17 protein-coding genes are annotated in these 20,001 nt (G+C 43.0%); 15 read left to right on the top strand and 2 right to left on the bottom strand.

Going from position 1 to position 20,001, the window contains the following annotated elements; translation table 11 throughout:
- Position 1: 1 nt before the first annotated feature.
- The 6 genes from MHO82_RS14000 (at position 2) to MHO82_RS14025 (ending at position 5,010) form a co-directional block, all read left to right on the top strand.
- A complete protein-coding gene (locus MHO82_RS14000; protein WP_239184573.1) occupies positions 2-1,366 on the top strand; it encodes a MotA/TolQ/ExbB proton channel family protein in 1,365 nt (454 codons plus the stop codon).
- A 92-nt stretch (positions 1,367-1,458) separates the two neighbouring features.
- Positions 1,459-1,944, top strand: coding sequence for a MotA/TolQ/ExbB proton channel family protein (locus MHO82_RS14005; protein WP_239184612.1), 486 nt, complete (start codon positions 1,459-1,461; stop codon positions 1,942-1,944).
- Positions 1,941-2,345, top strand: a complete 405-nt coding sequence (locus MHO82_RS14010) for a biopolymer transporter ExbD (RefSeq protein ID WP_239184574.1) — start codon at positions 1,941-1,943, stop codon at positions 2,343-2,345. Before MHO82_RS14005 ends, MHO82_RS14010 begins: the two co-directional genes overlap by 4 nt.
- Positions 2,345-2,965, top strand: coding sequence for an energy transducer TonB (locus MHO82_RS14015; RefSeq protein WP_239184575.1), 621 nt, complete (start codon positions 2,345-2,347; stop codon positions 2,963-2,965). The genes MHO82_RS14010 and MHO82_RS14015 overlap by 1 nt, the downstream gene beginning before the upstream one ends.
- Complete coding sequence (locus MHO82_RS14020; protein ID WP_239184576.1) at positions 2,962-4,143, top strand: hypothetical protein; 1,182 nt, start codon at positions 2,962-2,964, stop codon at positions 4,141-4,143. Before MHO82_RS14015 ends, MHO82_RS14020 begins: the two co-directional genes overlap by 4 nt.
- 135 nt (positions 4,144-4,278) lie before the next feature.
- Positions 4,279-5,010: a siderophore ferric iron reductase gene (locus tag MHO82_RS14025; protein WP_239184577.1), complete on the top strand. Its 732-nt coding sequence runs from the start codon at positions 4,279-4,281 to the stop codon at positions 5,008-5,010.
- 104 nt (positions 5,011-5,114) lie between these two features.
- Here the strand turns inward: MHO82_RS14025 and MHO82_RS14030 are convergent, their stop codons facing one another.
- Entirely contained in the window at positions 5,115-6,329 is a 1,215-nt protein-coding gene (locus MHO82_RS14030; protein ID WP_239184578.1) for an MFS transporter, read from the bottom strand.
- Positions 6,330-6,470: 141 nt separating this feature from the next.
- Between MHO82_RS14030 and MHO82_RS14035 the strand changes: the two genes are divergently transcribed.
- The 8 genes from MHO82_RS14035 (at position 6,471) to MHO82_RS14070 (ending at position 18,474) form a co-directional block, all read left to right on the top strand.
- On the top strand, positions 6,471-7,238 hold the full coding sequence (locus MHO82_RS14035) for an ATP-binding cassette domain-containing protein (protein ID WP_239184579.1): 768 nt from the start codon (positions 6,471-6,473) through the stop codon (positions 7,236-7,238).
- Positions 7,239-7,284: 46 nt separating this feature from the next.
- Positions 7,285-8,178 carry an ABC transporter substrate-binding protein gene (locus tag MHO82_RS14040; RefSeq protein ID WP_239184580.1) on the top strand — a complete coding sequence of 298 codons (894 nt, stop codon included), beginning with the start codon at positions 7,285-7,287 and terminating at the stop codon, positions 8,176-8,178.
- A 41-nt stretch (positions 8,179-8,219) separates the two neighbouring features.
- On the top strand, positions 8,220-10,175 hold the full coding sequence (fhuB, locus tag MHO82_RS14045; RefSeq protein WP_239184613.1) for a Fe(3+)-hydroxamate ABC transporter permease FhuB: 1,956 nt from the start codon (positions 8,220-8,222) through the stop codon (positions 10,173-10,175).
- 183 nt (positions 10,176-10,358) lie between these two features.
- Positions 10,359-12,134, top strand: coding sequence for an IucA/IucC family protein (locus MHO82_RS14050; RefSeq protein ID WP_239184581.1), 1,776 nt, complete (start codon positions 10,359-10,361; stop codon positions 12,132-12,134).
- On the top strand, positions 12,127-13,047 hold the full coding sequence (locus tag MHO82_RS14055; RefSeq protein WP_239184582.1) for a GNAT family N-acetyltransferase: 921 nt from the start codon (positions 12,127-12,129) through the stop codon (positions 13,045-13,047). Before MHO82_RS14050 ends, MHO82_RS14055 begins: the two co-directional genes overlap by 8 nt.
- On the top strand, positions 13,047-14,807 hold the full coding sequence (locus tag MHO82_RS14060; protein ID WP_239184583.1) for an IucA/IucC family siderophore biosynthesis protein: 1,761 nt from the start codon (positions 13,047-13,049) through the stop codon (positions 14,805-14,807). Before MHO82_RS14055 ends, MHO82_RS14060 begins: the two co-directional genes overlap by 1 nt.
- 12 nt (positions 14,808-14,819) lie before the next feature.
- Entirely contained in the window at positions 14,820-16,136 is a 1,317-nt protein-coding gene (locus MHO82_RS14065; protein WP_239184584.1) for a SidA/IucD/PvdA family monooxygenase, read from the top strand.
- Positions 16,137-16,299: 163 nt separating this feature from the next.
- On the top strand, positions 16,300-18,474 hold the full coding sequence (locus MHO82_RS14070; RefSeq protein WP_239184585.1) for a TonB-dependent receptor: 2,175 nt from the start codon (positions 16,300-16,302) through the stop codon (positions 18,472-18,474).
- 42 nt (positions 18,475-18,516) lie between these two features.
- Here MHO82_RS14070 and MHO82_RS14075 read toward each other — a convergent pair whose 3' ends face one another.
- Entirely contained in the window at positions 18,517-19,467 is a 951-nt protein-coding gene (locus tag MHO82_RS14075; RefSeq protein ID WP_239184586.1) for a YkgJ family cysteine cluster protein, read from the bottom strand.
- A 139-nt stretch (positions 19,468-19,606) separates the two neighbouring features.
- Between MHO82_RS14075 and MHO82_RS14080 the strand changes: the two genes are divergently transcribed.
- Positions 19,607-19,975, top strand: coding sequence for a VOC family protein (locus MHO82_RS14080; RefSeq protein WP_239184587.1), 369 nt, complete (start codon positions 19,607-19,609; stop codon positions 19,973-19,975).
- The last annotated feature ends 26 nt before the right edge of the window (positions 19,976-20,001 follow it).

Raw genomic sequence — 20,001 nt, forward strand, 5'->3', positions numbered from 1 at the left:
CATGAAATTAAAAGCACTTATTTCCGCACTTTGTTTAGCCAGTGTTTCTTTTTGTACCTTAGCCACAACAGAGTTAACCCAAAAAGCAAAAATAGAAAATACTCAGCAGCAGAAGCATGATCAAGCTCGTCAGTTAGGCTTTAAGCAAACTGAGCAAGAGTTACAAAAGCGAAAAGCAGAGTTAGAAGCAAAGCGTCTTTTTTTGCAAGACAGTACCGATAAATTAACGGCCCAGTTTAGTGAAAATGAAAACAGGTTAGCTCGCCTTGAAGAGCAACTTCGTTTAGAAACGGGCAGTCTAGGTGAGCTGTTTGGTGTTGTTCGCCAAAACGCGAAAGAATTGCAGTCGGAGTTAAATCAGTCGGTAACTGGTGTTGATAGTAACCAGTATGCCGCTGTGATCGATGATGTCGTGGAAGCGAAATCTTTACCTTCTATGTCACAGTTGACCGGATTGTGGCGAAGCATGGAAGAGCAGATCATTGCCAGTGGGCAGGTCTCTCAGAGTGAGATTCAATTTATTAACAGCGAAGGTGAATCGAGCCAAGTTCCGGCCGTTCGACTAGGTGCCATAGGCTTAGTGACAGAACAAGGTTATGTGAATTGGAATGGTCAGCGCCAAGATGCCAAAGTTTATATTAAGCAGCCGGATAATGGCCCGACTTTAGGCTCGCTTAGCGCTTTGCAGAATGGAACCATGTCTAATTTTGTTGTTGATCCTTCTCGCGGAATTATGTTGGAACAACTTGCTCATACACCGAGTTTAATGGACCGATTAAATGCAGGTGGCGTTGTTGGTAAAGTTATTTTAGGTCTTCTTTCCGTTGGCTTAGCGATTGCGTTATTCCGAGGCGGGGTGTTAATGGTGGCTCGTCAGAAAATTCGCTCCCAGTTAAAAAATCCATCGAAGATAGGTAACAATCCACTGGGTCGTGTACTGGCTGTTTATGATAAAGAGCAGAACCGCTCAGTCGAGGCGCTGGAGCTGCGCTTATTAGAGGTGGTTGTGGATGAACAAAACCGCCTTGATAAAGGTCTGTCGATGCTGAAGCTGTTAGCGGCTCTTGCACCTATGTTGGGCTTACTCGGAACGGTTACTGGCATGATTGAAACATTCCAGGTGATCACGCAATTTGGTAATGGTGACCCAAAAGTGATGGCTGGGGGAATTTCGATGGCGTTAGTTACAACGGTGCTTGGTTTGGTTGCGGCAATGCCATTGCTGTTAGCTCATAACTTATTGAGCACTCAATCTGAAAGTATTCGTAATATTCTTGAGAAGCAAGGTATCGGTCTCGTTGCTGAGCAGGCAGAGCGTGAATCTGGCTCAGGGGCTGAAACTTCACCAATAGGAAATGCGGCGTAATGGGGGATTTATTATCCGTTGCGGGGCTGGCAAGTTTATTGGGGGACAATTCGCCATTGCTGCATAACTGGTTGCTATCGCTACAACAGTTTATGGAGCAAGGTGGACAAGTGCTCTGGTGGCTTGCCGCTGTCGTTGCTGTGTGTTGGTTATTGATTGTAGAGCGTATTCTGTATTTGATGTTCTCTTTTCCTAAACAACGCAAAGTTTGGGTGGAGCAGTGGCAGCAAAGAAAAGATCATTCTTCTTGGTACGCTTTGGCCATTCGTGAAAGCTGGCTTGGTCAAGCTCATCTCGCCCTTAATCAAAACCTTAACTTTATTAAAGTGTTAGTGGCCATTTGCCCTATGTTGGGTTTATTAGGAACTGTGACTGGTATGATTTCTGTGTTTGATGTGATGGCTAATCAAGGCAGTAGTAACCCTAAGCTCATGGCTTCAGGTATCTCATTGGCCACCTTACCCACAATGGCGGGAATGGTTGCTGCTTTAGCTGGCATGTTTGTACACGCTCGTTTAGCAAAAGCGTGCAAATTACTTGAATTGAAATTAGAAAAATCATTAAGGAGTCAGCGATGAGACTCGGTCGACGTCAAAGTCAAAATGAGGAAGCGCAAATCGATCTCACCTCTATGCTTGATATTGTTTTTATCATGCTGATTTTCTTTATTGTGACGAGCTCATTTGTCAGAGAATCTGGGGTTGAGGTAAACCGTCCACAAGCTTCCAATGTGGTGAGTCAAAAAGACGCGGGGATCTTTGTTGCGATCACCTCCTCTAATGATATTTACATTGATAAGCGTATGGTGGACGTAGAGCGTGTAGAGGCCACATTAGAGCACCTGCTACTTGATAAGCCAGATGCCTCTTTGGTGATTCAAGCCGATGAGCATGCTTATAACGGCACCGTTGTTAAAGTGATGGATGCTGCGAAAGGGGCTGGTGTGAAAAATATTGCGTTGGCTGCGGAGAAGCGCTGATGGGGCGAGTCATACTAGCTATTCCATTGGCTGCTGCCATTGCGTTAAGTTTGTTTAGCTTTATGGCTTGGATGGTGGATAAAGGCCACCATCGTTCCTCCGAAGCCAGTGAGGCATTGAGCTTTAATATGGTGATGGTGGAAAATGAACAAGAAGTTCGCCGTCGACAGCGCAGTGTGCCTGAGCAACCTAAAGCGCCAGAGCCACCGCCGGAAGCCAAAATGTCCCGCGCTCAAACACAAATGACAGCGCTTACCCCAATGACCTCTTTACCATCATTAGGGTTAGATACGGCCATTGAAGGGCTCGCCATCAGTGCCCCAACCTTTGCTGATTTTACTTCTAACCAAGAGGTAATGCCTTTATATCGTGTTGAGCCTCGCTACCCTTCTAAAGCTAAGAAACGTGGCTTAGAAGGGGAAGTGGTCTTGTCATTTACGATTGATCCTACGGGGCGTCCTGTTGATATTTCGATTGTGAGTGCAACACCGAAAAGGGTGTTCGAACGTGAAGCAATCAGAGCTCTGAAGAAATGGAAATACCAGCCGAAAGTAGTGAATGGCAAAGCCATCGCACAAGTCGGTCAAACCGTGAAAGTGGAGTTTGAGTTAGCAAAATGATGAAACCAGTGTTAATTGCGTTATCAATGTTATGTTTTGCTCTTTCTGTTCAAGCCGCTGAATTGAGTAAATACACCGCAAATAAAGTACAAAAGGCGCAGCAGCTAGCCCAAGAGGAAAAAGTTGCTGAAGCCATTGCTGTGCTGAAAGACTTAGACAGCTCTCGTGCTTATGACAAGGCTTTTGTAGCGCGTATGTTGGGGGTGTTTTATTGGCAAGCGGATAAAATTCAGTCTGCCATCCAGCAACTAGACTACGCAGTCGATAGTGGTCTATTACAAGATGAGCAAGCGTGGGTAACAAGGCGTATGCTGGCTGATTTATTACTGAATGATCAGCAGTTTTCGAAAGCGCTGCCTCATTACTATCAGCTTGTAAAGTCACTGCCTAAAGAGAAAAAAGAAGATGAGCTTTGGCTGCGTATCGCACAAAGCCACTATCAAATTGCGGAGTGGGAGAAAGTATTAAGTGCTTTACAGCAATACGACCGTTTCCATCAGGTTGATACGGTGCCGCCATTGTCTTTAAAACTTGGGGCTCAGATGCAGCTTAAACGTTGGAAGAGTGCCGTTCCGACATTAGAAAGGCTGATTGTATTACAACCGAATAAAGTCAATTGGTGGCGACAACTAGTAGGTCTTCAGATTCGATTAAATCGCAATAAAGCGGCGTTAAGTTCTTTAGCGTTGGCTAAATTGCAAGGTGTGGAGCTAAGTCAGCAAGATTTACGTTTATTGGCTCAGCTTTATGCGCAGCGTGGAATTCCAGAGCGTGCAGCCTTACAAATTAGTGAATTGGAAAAGTCGCAATCGGATGTGAAGTTACTGGTAGAGCAGGCCACTTATTGGCAAATGGCAAAGGAATGGGATAAAGCGATTGAAGTATGGCGTTTAGCGACCAGTTTTAAAGAAAAGTACCATTGGAACCTTGCTCAGCTTTTAGTTCAGGAAGGGCATTATAAACAAGCTCTTATTTCTCTTGATAAAGTGAAAGCTAAAGATAAAAAATCAGCAGTCTCGTTAGTAAAAACGAGGGTGTTTTATAAGCTTAATAACCTAGAAAGTGCGCTGATTCAGGCAAAGCGAGCAGAAGACCTTAAGCCGTCTCAAGAGGCTAAGGGGTGGATTAAATACTTAACTCAACTGCGAAAAATGGAATCAGAGGAAGTGGTTCTATAGCTAGAAAGCAAAATTAAAGAAGCTGATCCAACATGGATCAGCTTTTTTATTATTCAAATGATAATTAATTGCATTTATTTTGTATTAATCTTATTCTGACAGTCATCTTACGTTGTTGATTTTTCTACTTCATTCATGATGCACGATCCTTTCATTGAGCAATTATTTGATTATTCTAAGCAAGTTACTCCTTATCTTGATGGTCGCGTAGGAAGCATTCCCGATGATGCTACCGAGCAGGGGGTAATTCATATCGATCACAAATGTTCTTCGCATATTCAGAAGCTGTACGATCAGTTGGCGCAAAATACTCCAGAATCGGGCTCTGCGTATTGGTTAACTCGTACATGGGATTTACTTTGTTGGCAGCCAGTTTATGTGTCGTTTGTGTCCATTTATGCCTGTAAAGGGTTGCCCGATATCAAAAGGATGGGGCAATACACTCACCCAGATTTTATTTCTGGTTTTCAGTTTGAGAGCGCTCAACATCATCGTGGTTCGGCCGCTGAGTTAATTCAACTAGCAGGCTTGCAGTTACAAGAGCTGTTTGAGTTTTATCGTGCTGAGATGAATGATTGGACCCGTATTCGCCCGGGGTTTACTAAGCATTTATTGGCTGACAGTATTTTAGGTTGTATTGTTAAACTACAGACTTTTATGCCGAAGCTGTCGAATGAATACCTTCAGGATCAAGCGAAGCAATGGTTTGATGCATGCAATTTGCCTGTGAAGCTGCTTTCAAGTCTTCAGGTTGATATTGAAACCGATAAACTGAGATTGATACGTACAAGTTGTTGCTTAGTGTATAAGTGTGAGGGTAGGAAGTGGTGTACAACGTGCCCACGTAACCCAGAGAATAAACGTTAGACTGTGCCCACCATTATTTTTTGCATCATCGTAATGGTTGATTGTTAAGTAAGAGATGAAAGCACTATGGCCACCATATCGATTATGGTGGCCATAGTATGTGTTTAGTTTTGGGGAGCTTCTTTTGGTGTGGTGCTTTTTAGTTTAAGTAGAGCAACACCCACCACGCATGCAGATAATCCAATACAGATCCAGACCGGATAAATTGCTGAGAGCGTGGCTGTTGAGGCTAGGAGTGACGCTAAGCCATAGCCTAGAGTATGAGACATCGAAATATAGCCAGCTACTGCACCAGGGTTGTCAGAATCGGTTTGTGTGGCTTTAGATGTGTAAGCTGGAACCAAAAGTGCTGCGCCACTCGCACTGATTGCCATGGCAATTGCAAATACCCATATTTCGGTACTTAAGAACAAAACAAAGCCTGTAAGTAAACAAAATGCACCTAAGCGGTACATCGAGCTAATATCCAACTTTTTCTTTTTAATGACCATTATTTGAGTAATGAGTGTCATGGCTGCGCTGATGGTCAGTAAAATACCAATGGCGTCACTGATTTTATCTGTAGGCCATTCAGTGATACTGCCGATTAATGGTGAAAAGCTGTATTGAAGTAAAGCAATAACCGTACATAACATTAAGCCTGTCATTAAATAAGGTAATAATGCCGTGTGTGGGAGCCACGGTGCAGGCTGCTTAATATTTTTTTCTGGCTTAGGCTCACTCTGTGGGTTGGGTAGCCAGATAGCCGCAAATAAAGCGATGGCTGGAAATAAAACCATGATGGTGAGTGGGGCAAAAGGATCGAGTTTTAGTAATACAATGGATAATATCGGTCCAACAAGGCGTCCAGTACTTAGCCCTAAGCTTACCGAAGTAATGGCTTTGAGGCGATTTTCTTCCCCACAGAGCAGAATTGCCCAGTGTTGGCTAGCTGGCACCATGCCTGCTACGGTGCAGCCGTAAATGATTCGCGCGATAACTAAACCAATGAGCCAGTATAGTGCAGAGTCTGAGTAAGTGCCGCTGAGTGAAGTGAAGAGAAAGAGAAGTAAAAAGCTGATGCTCATGCCACTCAGTGCTTGTATTACCACACTCTTAGGGCCATTTTTGTCACTGTATCTGCCCCAAAATGGTGCCGCGGGTAAGAAGAGGAAGCTGCCAATAGCGATGACGATGGACCAAGTGGGAAGTGAAAATGCAGAGTGTTCGACGAGAAAAGGGAGTGAAACGAGTAAACCATTTTGTCCTATTCCCATGAGGGCGGCGATCAAACCAATAACGATTAATTGTATTTGTTTTCGCTCAGATTTCCTTGGCATGGTGGTTCTTTTATCCTGTGTAAGAGCGTTTAGGTGCGGGCATTCTACTAACAAACACTGAGTGTGAAAACCATTATCATTAACATTCTAATATGGTAAGGTTCTGTGCATTATTTCAGCTGAAAAAATAGATGTAACCCTATGTATCAATTGGTCGATGCATCGTTTGAAATCGATGGAAAACCTATCCTTCATAATACGAATTTATCGTTTGAAAGTGGGAAGGTGACGACTTTGCTGGGCCACAATGGTTGCGGTAAATCAACACTGATTAAATTGTTAAGTCGTCAAAATAACCCTGCGAATGGACAAGTACTTTTTGATGGAAAAGCCATTCATCAATTTTCTAGTCAAGACTTTGCGTTGAATGTTGCGTATTTGCCACAGCACCCACCAATCACCGATGGTGTGACTGTGCGCGAACTTGTGTGTTTTGGTCGTTACCCATGGAAAGGGGCATTTGGGCGTTATAGTCATGAAGATTACCAACTCGTGGATGATGCGATTGAAAAAGTCGGTTTGACGCCATTTGCAGAGCGTTTTGTCGCAACGTTATCCGGCGGTGAGCGCCAAAGAGCTTGGGTTGCCATGTTATTGGCGCAGCAGAGTAAGTGTATTTTACTGGATGAGCCTACGTCGGCACTGGATGTTGCTCATCAATATGAATTACTGGCGTTGATCCGTGAGCTGAACCAAACCTTGGGTTTAACGGTGATCATGGTGCTGCATGATATTAATATGGCTGCTAAATTTAGCGATCAGCTCATTGCATTGCATTCAGGTAAGGTGATTGCTCAGGGCACACCACAAGAGTTAATGACACCTGATGTCTTACAACAAATTTATGGTATGGAGTTAGCCTTATTTACTCACCCTCAGACTGGCCAGTCGATCAGTTATATCCCTTAACTCATTATTCCCTCAAGTTTATTATTGAATCGAAAGGATAAAATTCATGGATAAGATATTTGCCTTACTTATCGCATTATGTGCATTTTCCACGCAAGCCTTAGAGCTGAAACACGAGCTTGGAAAGGCTAATTTTGAACAGACACCTAAAAACGTGGTGGCATTAGATTGGGTCTTAACGGAAACCGTACTGAGTTTAGGCGTTAGCCCTCAAGGGGTCGCTGATGTTGAAGGGTATAAAGCTTGGGTGAGTGAACCTGCGTTAAAAGATTCGGTAGCCAATGTTGGTTCACGTCGAGAGCCGAATTTAGAATTGTTAACAGAATTAAAGCCGGATGTGATTTTAATCAGTAAACACATGGCCCCAGCGTATCAGCAGTTGAGTGCGATTGCTCCAACGCTGGTGTTTACTGTTTATAGTGAAGACAAAGCGCCATTAGCTTCGGCAAAACACATTACGTTGGAATTGGGCAAGTTATTTGGGAAAGAAGCGGAAGCAAAACAGGTTATAGAGCAGACAGAGCAGCGTTTGGCCGCTAATGGCGATAAAATTCGCACGGTGAAACCAGACACCAAACCTTTGCTATTTATTCGGTTTATTAATGACAAGACATTAAGGATCCATAGTGAGGGATCTTTAGCTCAAGCCACAATTAAAGGAATGGGGCTGTCAAACTCGTGGCATGAGAAAACCAATTTATGGGGCTTTACAACAGCAGGAATCGAAAAGCTCGCAGAGCACCAAAAAACAAACCTCATGGTGTTCGGGCCTTTAAAAGAGAATGAAAGAAAACAATTAACAGAGTCACCATTGTGGCAGGCAATGGCGTTTTCGCGTACAGAATCGGTGTACGAGTTGCCAGCCATCTGGACATTTGGTGGGTTAGTGGCGGCGCAGCGTTTTAGTGATCATATAACAGAGCAATTAATTAATAACTAATGAGCACACTTCATCTATTAAAAACTGAGCCGAATAAAGCAATGCCGATCCGTGTGATCGGCGTGTTTCTTTTAGTGGGAGCGGTATTCAGTTTAATCCATTACACCGTTCCATACTCACAAGGGTTGAGCTTACTGTGGAATACGCTATTTCACTATGATGCCAGTAACTACCAGCACTTGATTGTTAACCTCACTTATTTGCCTCGATTAACGGTGGCGTTATTGTGTGGTTTTGCACTTGCCGTTTCAGGTTGTGTCATGCAGTTTGTATTACGCAACCCGATAGCCTCACCAACCACATTAGGGGTGGCAGCTGGTGCAGAGCTTGGCATGGTGTTAGGCATTCTTTTATTGCCAGCAGGTCTTGCTGTGGGTGGTTTTATTCCTGCTTTTCTAGGCGGTTGTCTTGCCACTGCCCTTGTTTTTGTATTGTCGGCAAAGCGAGGGTTTTCTCCGGTTCACATGGTACTGGCAGGTATGGTGATCAGCCTTTTCTTTGGGTCGCTAAACACCATGTTGTTGTTGCTGCATGAGCAGAAGCTCACCAGCGTGTTTGTGTGGGGGGCTGGTACACTAAACCAGAACGATTGGTCGAGTGTAACGACATTGCTCCCCTTGATTATTGTGCCAGTTATTTTGTTACTGTTATTAGAACGGCCTTTATCAGCATTACAGCTGGGGGATGGGGTCGCGTCATCTGTTGGTGTTAATGTAAAGCAGATCAAAATACTGTGCTTAGTCTTAGCTATTTCGATTACAGCGGCAGTGGTCAGTGAAGTGGGCTTAATCGGATTTGTTGGTATTGTGGCGCCTGCTATTGCCCGTATGATGGGGGCAAGAAAGCTGAAGCAGCAAATCATTGTCAGCGGAGTCGTGGGATCGTCAATGTTGTTGCTGGCCGATTTAGTGATTCAACCATTCTCTGGCGTTGGTGGGGAGTTATTACCGACGGGAGCCATGACCGCGCTACTTGGTGCTCCTTTCTTATTGTGGTTACTCAACCGTAAAGTGTTGCAGTCAGATCTGAAAGCCAGAGATGAAGTGCGAGCTCATTATCGTTCAAGAAGTTTAACAATGGTATTGAGCTTGTTAATCAGCCTAATGGTGGTGTCATTGATTACCGCGTTGGTGATTGGCAAAGGGCAAGCGGGTTGGGCTGTTTCTTTATCCCCATCGATTTTAGAACTTCGTTTCCCAAGAGTTTTAGTCTCCTTACTTGCCGGAATCGGTTTGGCGATTGCAGGTACCATGATCCAGCGAGTGTCTACCAACCCAATGGCCAGCCCAGAGATTTTAGGGATCAGTTCAGGGGCGGCATTGGCTTTGGTTACTGGGGCCATGTTTGGCTTTGCTGTAGAAAGGCATGAGCAAATGTTACTCGGCACTTTAGGTGCTCTTGGCGTGACGGCCATTATTTGGTTGATGGGAAGAAAGCAAAACTTTGCACCGACTCAGATGCTGCTAACAGGTATTGCGCTGAGCGCAGGGCTAGATGCACTGCTTCGTATTGCCATGTCGTCGGGGCAAGATAACGTCAGAGCTTTGCTGACTTGGCTATCTGGTTCGACTTACTTAGTTGCAATCCATGATGTGTATTTACTGATCGTAGGCGTGGCTGTCTTAGGTGGCATCGCGCTAGCTGGACATCGTTGGTTGGATTTGATTGGGCTAGGTGAAACATCGGCAAGCAGTGTCGGAGTAGATTGCCGTCAGACACGCTTGCTTTTGTTAGTACTAGTGGCTGCACTCACTACGTTGTGTACCATTGTTATTGGGCCATTGAGCTTTATTGGTTTATTGGCTCCGCATATGGCTCGCTCATTGAATCAGTACCGAGCTTCGCATCAGCTGCTTACTGCAAGTTTATTAGGTGGTGTACTAATGGTATTAGCAGACTGGATTGGTCGTACATTTTGGTATCCTTGGCAATTTCCAGCCGGGTTGCTAGCCTCACTCATCGGAGGAGCTTACTTTTTATACTTAATGAGAAAGTAAATAACTGTTATTTAAAATGTAGTTAAATTGTTAAGGCTGGTTGATTAATCAGCTTTTTTTATGCCTATTTGATATATGAAATAAATTTTGTAGATACTTGTAAATTTTTGTTAGAAATTGGTTGAACATACAAATGATAGTTATTAGCATTCGCGCTCCTTTGTTGCAAACAATGAGAATGTTATGAATAACAACCAAGATCCACTTAGCATGACACGTAACGGTAACGATGTTCCTGCTGCTTGTTTTTTAAACTCCTTGGCGAGAGAGTGTTCAACAGTCCAGATTATTGAAGATGCTTACGAAGCGTATTACTTGATCCCACTTTCAGAACAGCGTGAAATCAGAATCCCTTTACGTTATGTCTCTTCGGTTGGTTTACATGAGTACCAATTCCCAGCGATTTTTTATGGTGAAAAAGCGCAAACGATAAGCTTTGAGCAAGTACTTGAATTTATTCTAAATGAACAAGCCCTGGTTGGTTTGATTTCTGAAGAACAAAAAGACATTTTCGCAACGCGAGTAAAAGAAAGTTACCGCAATACTTACATGGCGGTGGGTGAAAGCCCTTACGCAGAGAAGCTATTTGATCAAGCTTTAAATTTCCAGCATGCGGAGCAAGGTTTATTAATTGGTCATTCTTTCCACCCTGCGCCTAAGAGCCGTGAGCAGTTTAGCTACGAAGATGCCAAGACTTATTCCCCTGAGTTTGGTGGTAAATTTGCTCTGCGTTGGTTAGCGGTTGATAAGTCGGTAACTGTGTTTGGTTCTTCGGGTGAAAAGAGTTTAGCTCAGCGCCTAAATGAGTTAGTGCAACATGATTCCGCCTTAGCGCAAGCACTTGAATCTCAGTTAACAGAAAATGAAGTGTTATTGCCAGTGCACCCATGGCAGTGGGGCGTATTTCAACAGAATGAAGATGTTAAAGATTACGTAGCACAAGGCCAAGTGCGCGATCTTGGTGTATTAGGTACGAACTGGTATCCAACTTCATCCACGCGTTCTCTGTACGCCCCTTCTTTGCCTTACATGTTGAAATTTTCACTCAGTGTGAAGCTAACCAACTCAATTCGTAACTTATCACTAAAAGAAGTGATTCGAGGCACTCGCTTAAATCAGCTTTTCCATGATACTGAGATCAGTGAGGTGCTGGGCGACAAACAAGGCTTCCAACTGATGCAAGAGCCAGCTTATGTTGGTTTAGTTGATAAGCAAGGTAACGTGATTGACGAAAGTTTGGTTGCCTTCAGAGACAACCCTTTGAGCGACAAGCCGGAAGAAGAAGCGGTGGTACTGGCTACTTTAACCCAGCAAAACCCATACGGTGGTGAAAGCCTAGTTGCGGCGCGCATCAAACAATTCGCACAAGACAAAAAACTCACAATCAAAGAAGCGGCATTGAAATGGTTTAGCGCATACAGTCAGCATGCCGTTGTCCCATTATTTAATCTGCAAGCTAACTTTGGTGTGGTGTTCCTTGCCCATCAACAGAACATTGTTATTCAAATGGATCAGGGTTTCCCGGTGGGTATGTATTACCGCGACTGTCAGGGAACAGGGTATACGGATCTGGCTTTTGAGCGCTTTGCTGAGTCTTTAAATGATACGAAGCAAGACATTGAAAACTACTGGGATCAAGATAAAGTTCGTCGTTATTTTGCGTATTATCTGATCATTAACTCTACGTTTAATGTGATTGGTTCTATTGCTGCTAATTGCGATGTGGATGAAAAGTCACTTGTGACGATTTTGCATCAGCAACTTGCAGAGTTAAAAGAACAAGGTGTTCGTGATTCTAAATGTCTCGATTACGTTCTAGAAAGTGACGCGCTGTGCTGCAAAGGAAATTTCTACTGTTACCTTCAAAACTTCAATGAAAACTCCATCCCAGATCCGGCAGTGATTTATTTTGATTTACCAAATCCATTGATTCATGCAAAGGACGCTATCAATGTTTAGTTATAACACTTTTGTGTTCAATTTAGAGCCTGAAGCCACGTTGGCGATCACGCTGTCAGAGCAGGACATTCATAATTCTGCGACGGTCGAGCAGCTTCAACAAGAAATTGATCATGTTTTTAGTCATAACAAAGCCATCGAAACAGTAACGTTGACATCAGATTCATCCGCGGTTCTGGCTCACCTTGCTGGCTACCTTCCTCTGTTTCAGCAAAGTGTGTTGTCTCGCCAAGCGTTTTACCAGCAACCGCAGCCGTGGCATTTACATAAAGTTTCATCGGCATTTCCGCTTCAACAAGTACAGTCGATGAATCAATATCGTCATCATCCATTGCGTCCATCAATGCCACAAGGTGTGGTATATCAGCGATATGATCATGACGCCGAGGTTGAAGTAAGTTTCCGTGTATTCGACCTTGAAAAGGATATGGATCGCTTTACTCGTTGGATGAATGACCCTCGTGTCGCGCATTTTTGGGAACAAGCGTGGAGTAAAGAAAAGCTGGCTGAGTTTGCTCAAGAGCGATTAAACGATGATCATATTATTCCGTTGATTGGTGAATTTAATGGTCAGCCTTTTGGTTATATTGAAGCTTATTGGGTCAGTGAAGACAGATTAAGCCCGTATTACGACGTACAAGACTACGATCGTGGTATTCACCTTTTAGTTGGTGAACCAGACTTCCGTGGCCCGGCTTTCTTTAACTGTTGGATGCGAGCTATCAGCCATTATTTGTTCATCGATGATGTCAGAACGCAGCGCATTGTATTAGAGCCACGATCAGATAACGAGCGCCTGTTTAATCGTATTCAAGAAGTGGGTTATCAGAAGCGTTTTGAATTTAATTTCCCTCATAAGCGTTCAGCATTAGTAATGCTAGAAAGAGCGCCATTCTTTACGGAGCAGTGGTGATGGATCAAATAGCATTACATACTTATTGGCCAGCGGTGAATCGCAAAATGGTCGCCAAACTGATCAGTGAGTTGGCTTACGAGCAAGCGTTTCGAATTAAAGAGTCAGGCTCTGGCTTTTCGTTAACGTTAGAAACGGGTGTTCGTTATGAGTTTACGGGTAAAGAAAATATTTGGGGGCAAATTGTAATTGACCCCGATTCTTTGTCTCGTATTACAGACTCAGAAGATAAGCCGCTGCTGGCTACGCAGTTCATGCGTGATATTCAAGAGCAAATTGGTATCAGTGATGATGCATTGGCTGAGCACTTTGAAGATTTGAATGCCACATTGCTGGGTGACTGTAAGCTGGCGTTACGTAAAGCGAACATGACAGCACAAGATCTTGCATTCTTGTCTTGTGAGCATCAGCAGAGTTTGTTTGATGGTCACCCTAAATTTGCTTTTAACAAAGGTCGTCGTGGCTGGAGCAGTGAAGATTTAAAGCTTTATGCACCTGAATCTGAGCGTGCGTTCCAACTGGCTTGGGTTGCTGTTCATAATTCCATTATTCAAAAGTCTACGAATGATCAGGTGGATTGGCAGCAGCTGATTTCATCGGCGGTTGATGAGGCTGAATTACACAAAATGGAAAGTGTACTGGCTTCATTTAATGTGGACATTAGTGATTATACTGTGGTTCCGGTGCACCCGTGGCAATGGGATCAGAAACTATCGCTGCTATTTGTGCGTGAGTTGTCCGAGCAAACACTGGTCTACCTTGGTGAATTTGGTGACAAGTTCTTACCACAGCTTTCGATCCGCACATTGAGTAACGTGACTCGCCCAGATAATTATGACATTAAACTGCCATTGACCATTATGAATACCTCATGTTACCGCGGTATTCCTGGGCGTTATATTTTGGCGGGTCCAACGGCATCAGATTGGATTGATTCTGTTTTTAAATCGGATCCATTACTGATCTCTAAGCAGGCTGAGGTACTTCAAGAACCCGCAGCGGCTTTTGTGGCGCAAGCGGATTATCAAGAATTAACCGATGCCCCTTATCGTTATCATGAGCTATTAGGTGTGATTTGGCGAGAATCGGCTTACTGCAAATTAGAGGATAATGAAACCGCTATTTTAATGGCGGCGTTAATGGAATCTGACTCAGCGGGCAACCCATTAATAGCCGAGTATGTTCAGGCATCTGGCTTAGATCTGAAAGAGTGGCTAAATCGTCTGTTTGATGCGGTAGTGATCCCGTTCTATCACTTGTTGTGTAAATACGGGGTGTCTCTCATTGCCCATGGACAGAATGTCACTGTGGTCTTAGAAGATTCAGTACCGAAGCGAATTTTACTAAAAGATTTTCAAGGTGATATGCGCTTGGTCGATCGTGCTCTTCCTGAGCAAGCGTCTCTAGCGGATCTTGTGAAAGACGTGACGGTGAAGTTGCCAGAAGAGTTGATCATTCATGATCTGCAAACAGGGCACTTTGTGACTGTGCTGAGATTCATTTCTCCGTTGGTTGAGAAATTAGGTCTGCCAGAAGTACAGTTCTATGAATTATTGGCATTGCGTATTCAGCATTACATGGCTGCTCACCCTGAATATCAGGAGCGTTTTGAGCGCTTAGATCTGTTTAAACCACGTATTTTACGTATTGGTTTGAACTTAGCGAAGTTTAGACACAGCACAGATTCTAGTGCATCTCGTATGCTACCAGACATGGATGACATGTTGGATAACCCACTACATAAAGCTTTAAATCAATAGGGATTAATTAAAATGGAAAATAAAAATACAAACAAGGCAGTATTGGACTTGGCTGGGGTTGGGGTTGGCCCGTTTAACTTAAGTGTTGCTTCACTTTTAGCACCACATTCACAGATTCAATCTAAGTTCTTTGAAGGACGAGATTCTTTTGCATGGCACCCTGGACTATTGCTTGATAGCACCAATATGCAAACTATGTTCTTAAAAGATTTGGTGAGTGGTGTTGCACCTGAAAGCCCATATTCTTTCTTGTCATACCTAGTCAAAAATAAGAAGTTTTATCGCTTTTTATCGGCTGAATTAAGCTGCATCAGTCGTCATGAGTTTTCAGATTACTTAGCATGGGTTGCGCATCAGCTGAATAATGTGCAGTTTTCCACTAAGGTTGAACACGTAGAGTACAACGGTAAAGCGTTTGAATTACATACTAACCAAGGTATGTACGAAGCTAAGAATCTGTGTATTGGCACAGGTAAAGTGCCATTCATTCCTGAATGCGCGACACGTCATATTAGCGATAAAGTGTTCCATGCTGCGGAAATGGGTCTACGTGATCGCGACTTTACTGGTAAGCGTGTCATGATCGTCGGTGGTGGTCAGAGTGGTGCGGATATCTTCCTGAATGTACTGCGTGGCAAATGGGGTAAAGTGGCCTCATTAGATTGGTTATCACGTCGATCTAACTTCCAGCCACTGGATGAAGCGTCATTTACCAATGAATTCTTTACGCCTGATTATGTCGATACCTTCTTAAACCTAAGCCCAAGTGTGAAAGAGTCTGAAGTCGCAGCGCAAAAGCTAACTTCGGATGGTGTCACGCAATTAGCACTACTGGATATTTACCGTGAGCTTTACCATCGCTTTGATGTAATGAAAGAAGATAAGTGGGTTCGTTTACTTCCACATCGCTCTATGGATCAACTAAAGCAGACAGAATCTGGTTTTGAACTAAGCGCAAGTAATGCTCTTAGCCAGCAAGTTGAGCAACATCAGGCAGATATTGTGATTATGGCGACGGGCTTTAAATCACCATACCCATCATGTTTGAACTCTATTCTTCCGATGTTAGATCTCGATGATCAAGATCGTTACCAGCTGACGCCTGACTTTGAACTACAGTGGGAAGGTAGCCAGAATAATAAGATTTTTGCGGTTAACGCTGGTATGCATAGCCACGGTATTGCTGAGCCACAATTGAGTTTGATGGCATGGCGGAGCGCAAGAATTATTAACCGCCTAGCAGGAAATGATATCTATGACATTCAATCTGACAAAGGGATGATTGATTGGATATCAGAGAGCACGGTGAAAGAGCTGACAGAAGCTTAACAGCCAAGGCATTAATTGAGTAACGGATAGTTACACTTTTTAAGAGTTATTGAGTTACGAAACTATAAATAAAAAGAAATATTAATAGAATTAGAGTGGCAAATGAGTATTATTGTCATTCTTAATAAGTTTCGTAACTACATGATGTAATAAGAGAAATAAAATGAAGGCCAAAAAAGGGATTTTCCCGCTCACATTAGTTGCTATGGCGGTAACGTCGGCAACATCTTTTGTATCTATTGCAGCCCAAGCAGAAGAGTACACTTCAGCTCAAGAAAAAATGGTGGTTGTGTCTAGCCGCACACCAAAAGCGATCAGTGATATCCCTGGTACGGTTTGGTACGTGGACTCAGAGCAGATTGAACAAGAATATCGTGCTGGTAAAACACTGGGTGAAATTCTAGCTGCAACTATTCCATCGTTAGATGTCAGCAGTGGCTCTCGTTCAAACTACGGCCAAAATCTGCGTGGCAGAAAAATGTTGGTGATGATTGATGGGGTTTCACTGCAATCTTCTCGCCAGATAAGCCGCCAGTTAGAAGCGATTGATCCATTTAATATTGATCGCATTGAAGTTCTGTCTGGTGCCAATTCTCTTTATGGTGGTGGTGCTGTTGGTGGTGTGATCAATATTGTGACTAAAAAAGCTGAAAGTGATGAGCTTCAGTTTGAAAGTTATGTTGGTAGCACGTCTGGTTTGAACGGTAGTGAAGACCTTGATTATAAGTTAGGCCAGTCTATTGCAGGTGGAAACGATAAAGTTCAAGCGCGCGCGGCGGTTGTTTATACTGAAACTAAAGCCCTTTATGATGGTAATGGCGACATGGTCGTGCCAGATACATCACAAGGGTCGCTGCAATATAATACAACTTTAGATGCTGTCACTACCATTGGGGTTAATGTATCGGAGACTCAATCGTTAAATGTCCTTCTCCAATATTATGATAGTCAGCAAGATTCACCTTATGGTGTTTACCGTGATGCTAGTGGTGGGTACGTAGATTTTCGTGAAGGTTTCGAATCTGATCGTCAACAAGGAACCGAGCGTGCGATGCTCAGTGTAACGTACAGTGACAGCGATTTCTTAAATCATCAAGCCATCGCTGAACTATCTTATCGTAAAGAAGATCATACTTTCAGCCCATATTACAGCGCAAGGGATGATTTAACGTCTTCATCACAACATGAGACAGATGTATTCTCAGCTAAGCTGGCTCTTTCAAAGGACTTTGGGGAATTAAGCTTAGTATATGGGATCGACGGTTATATTGATAACTATGAAAGTAACCAAGCTTATTATGCTCAGTCAAACGGCGGGTTGGTTAATAAAATTTATACTTATTCAGGTCGATACCCTGGGGTGAAAGTCGGTTCCTTGGCAGGTTTTATCCAAGGGGATTATCAAATTAGCGAAGATTGGTCTATTCAGGGGGGATATCGTTACCAGTATCTAAATAATAAAATAGAGGACTTTGTTGGCTATACGCAACAGAAACAAATTGTGAAAGGTAACGGCACGAGTGCAGATGCTGTTCCTGGTGGTGAAACAGATTACAAGGTTCATTTATTTAATATTGGTACGATTTACCATTTGTCAGCTGAATCCCAAGTGTGGGCTAATTTCTCACAAGGATTTGATTTAGCTGACCCAGCTAAATACTATGGCCAAGGTACCTATGATTCAGCTCCTGATGCAAATGGACATTGGAATCTAAACCAGAGTATTAATGTTGATGATTCCAAAATGGAAGGCATTAAAACAGATAGCTTTGAAGTGGGATATAGAACCGACTTAGACTCATTAAGCTTCCAAGGTGCTGCGTATTATACACAATCAAATAATTCCATTAAGTATGATAGGAAAACGTTATTGATTGCGGCGGTAGATGATGAAACACGAGTCTACGGTGCAGAAGGCCTAGTCTCTTATTGGGTGAATGATAATATCGAAGTAGGTATGTCTGGCCACTATGTAGTTTCAAAAATTAAGCAAAAAGGGAACTGGGAAGATATACAAGCAAAATCTGCCAGTACTTCTAAGGCTAATGCATGGATTGGGTGGAGTGATTCTGACTTGTCCGCTAAATTAACAAGTCAAACGATGTTTGATTATGAAGACGGTGAGCAAGAGAAGCTAGATGGATATACTATTTTAGGCCTGCAAGGCAGTTATGAATTGCCAGTCGGTAGTTTAGGTTTTGGAGTTCAAAATCTTCTGGATGAAGACTATACAACGCTATGGGGTCAAAGAGCTCAAATGTTTTATGGTGAAACACCTGAATTTGATTTTAAAGGCCGTGGCCGTACGTACACTCTAAACTATCAAATTAGCTACTAATGTAGACCTTACTGTTTAAATAGATATCAGCCGCTTTGAGGGTTACCTTAAAGCGGCTTTTTTGTGGGCGACATTGTTGTAATAAGCTAAAAAGGAATCGTAGTCGACAAAGAAGTGGATGAAATGGCTCGTGTCGTTGGCGTAATCAAATTCACAAAAGGTGTTTTTATAATCGCGGCATACTTGAGGGCGATGTTGGTAAATGTTGCACTTGCCTTGGTGGGTTAAATGCTCGCACGGTGTTTCTATCATTAAATACCAGCCAGTGGCATCTTCGAACACACTGATGTTGTGGTGAGAAACTTGCCAAAGGAGGTGGTCGAAATCTTTTTGTGTTTCAGGTTCAGGGATTTTCTGGGTAATGTAATTACAGCAATGTTTGGCACTGCAATAGCCACATTTGTTCTCGGTGTTGATGGTAATAATAGGTATTTGGTTTATGTTTTTATTATGTAATTGCGTGAAACTCAGCTCTTGTTGAGTAACAGATGCATGCGCCATAAGCTTTTCGAGTATTTGCTTTTCCATCACTTTTGCACAAATCTTCTGATAGCTTTCAATGTCAGTGACGGCCGTTTTAGCCGCAATCATGGTATCTGATGTGTGTGCTGTTTTTTCTAGCTCTTCTTGCACGCGAAGGCGATCTAATTCGATAGGGTATTGTTGTAAAAAATGAGTAATGGCATTTTCTAACACTATTGCTTTATTGGAGCGCTCTTTATTATCGTGAAATAGCTCGATGAGTTGTTCAAACAGCTGTTCTTTCATTGATAGTTTCACTAGGTGAGTAATGGAGTTCTCCATATTCCTTTGTATGACTTCATACAACTCCAATGCGTTCGATAACCCTAACTGAGCCATTAATTCGCCGTCAGTTTTGCATTGGTGTTTCATTTTTAGTTTGTGAATGACCTCATTTACTTCTTTTTTTGTAATGGTGACATTAAGTTGTGAAACGTGCAGCGTTTGCAATAGATCAGAGCAGATATGCATTATGGAACCTTGCGATGTAAAGCTTTCTATTGAATATAGACTTTCTTATTCTAAATTCAGGCTGATTAAGAGCTTGGTATACACTTAGTGGCAATAGCTTTTATTTAGTAATGGTTTTTATTTAATGGAGGGATTTATTATGAATAACACGGAAAAAATCAGTTATGTTGAGTTTCCAGCAAAAGACTTAGAAGTAACAAAAGCCTTTTTTAGCCAAGCCTTTGGGTGGGAGTTTGTGGATTATGGCCCAGAATATACGTGTTTTTCTAAACAGGGTATTGATGGTGGTTTTTTTAAATCCGATCAGAGTACCTCTACCCATAATGGGAGTGCGCTGGTGGTGCTGTACAGTGGAAATCTGGAGCAAACACAAGCCAAAATAATGCAGGCGGGTGGCACGATAGTGCGAGAGGTTTTTTCATTTCCCGGTGGGCGGCGTTTTCATTTCTCGGACCCAAATGGGAATGAGTATGCGGTGTGGTCTGATAAGGAAATGGAAGAGGCTTAATGAGTTGGCTATGGGGCATATACGAT

This window comes from Vibrio sp. Of7-15, assembly GCF_022347565.1.
Lineage (GTDB): Bacteria > Pseudomonadota > Gammaproteobacteria > Enterobacterales > Vibrionaceae > NORP241.

Coding starts and splice junctions, on each gene's coding strand:
- MHO82_RS14035 (WP_239184579.1), top strand. CDS start 6,471: ATGTATCAATTGGTCGATGCATCGTTTGAAATCGATGGAAAACCTATC.
- MHO82_RS14005 (WP_239184612.1), top strand. CDS start 1,459: ATGGAGCAAGGTGGACAAGTGCTCTGGTGGCTTGCCGCTGTCGTTGCT.
- MHO82_RS14000 (WP_239184573.1), top strand. CDS start 2: ATGAAATTAAAAGCACTTATTTCCGCACTTTGTTTAGCCAGTGTTTCT.
- MHO82_RS14015 (WP_239184575.1), top strand. CDS start 2,345: ATGGGGCGAGTCATACTAGCTATTCCATTGGCTGCTGCCATTGCGTTA.
- MHO82_RS14055 (WP_239184582.1), top strand. CDS start 12,127: ATGTTTAGTTATAACACTTTTGTGTTCAATTTAGAGCCTGAAGCCACG.
- MHO82_RS14065 (WP_239184584.1), top strand. CDS start 14,820: ATGGAAAATAAAAATACAAACAAGGCAGTATTGGACTTGGCTGGGGTT.
- MHO82_RS14075 (WP_239184586.1), bottom strand. CDS start 19,467: ATGCATATCTGCTCTGATCTATTGCAAACGCTGCACGTTTCACAACTT.
- MHO82_RS14020 (WP_239184576.1), top strand. CDS start 2,962: ATGATGAAACCAGTGTTAATTGCGTTATCAATGTTATGTTTTGCTCTT.
- MHO82_RS14070 (WP_239184585.1), top strand. CDS start 16,300: ATGAAGGCCAAAAAAGGGATTTTCCCGCTCACATTAGTTGCTATGGCG.
- MHO82_RS14030 (WP_239184578.1), bottom strand. CDS start 6,329: ATGCCAAGGAAATCTGAGCGAAAACAAATACAATTAATCGTTATTGGT.
- fhuB (WP_239184613.1), top strand. CDS start 8,220: ATGCCGATCCGTGTGATCGGCGTGTTTCTTTTAGTGGGAGCGGTATTC.
- MHO82_RS14010 (WP_239184574.1), top strand. CDS start 1,941: ATGAGACTCGGTCGACGTCAAAGTCAAAATGAGGAAGCGCAAATCGAT.
- MHO82_RS14060 (WP_239184583.1), top strand. CDS start 13,047: ATGGATCAAATAGCATTACATACTTATTGGCCAGCGGTGAATCGCAAA.
- MHO82_RS14050 (WP_239184581.1), top strand. CDS start 10,359: ATGAATAACAACCAAGATCCACTTAGCATGACACGTAACGGTAACGAT.
- MHO82_RS14080 (WP_239184587.1), top strand. CDS start 19,607: ATGAATAACACGGAAAAAATCAGTTATGTTGAGTTTCCAGCAAAAGAC.
- MHO82_RS14025 (WP_239184577.1), top strand. CDS start 4,279: ATGATGCACGATCCTTTCATTGAGCAATTATTTGATTATTCTAAGCAA.
- MHO82_RS14040 (WP_239184580.1), top strand. CDS start 7,285: ATGGATAAGATATTTGCCTTACTTATCGCATTATGTGCATTTTCCACG.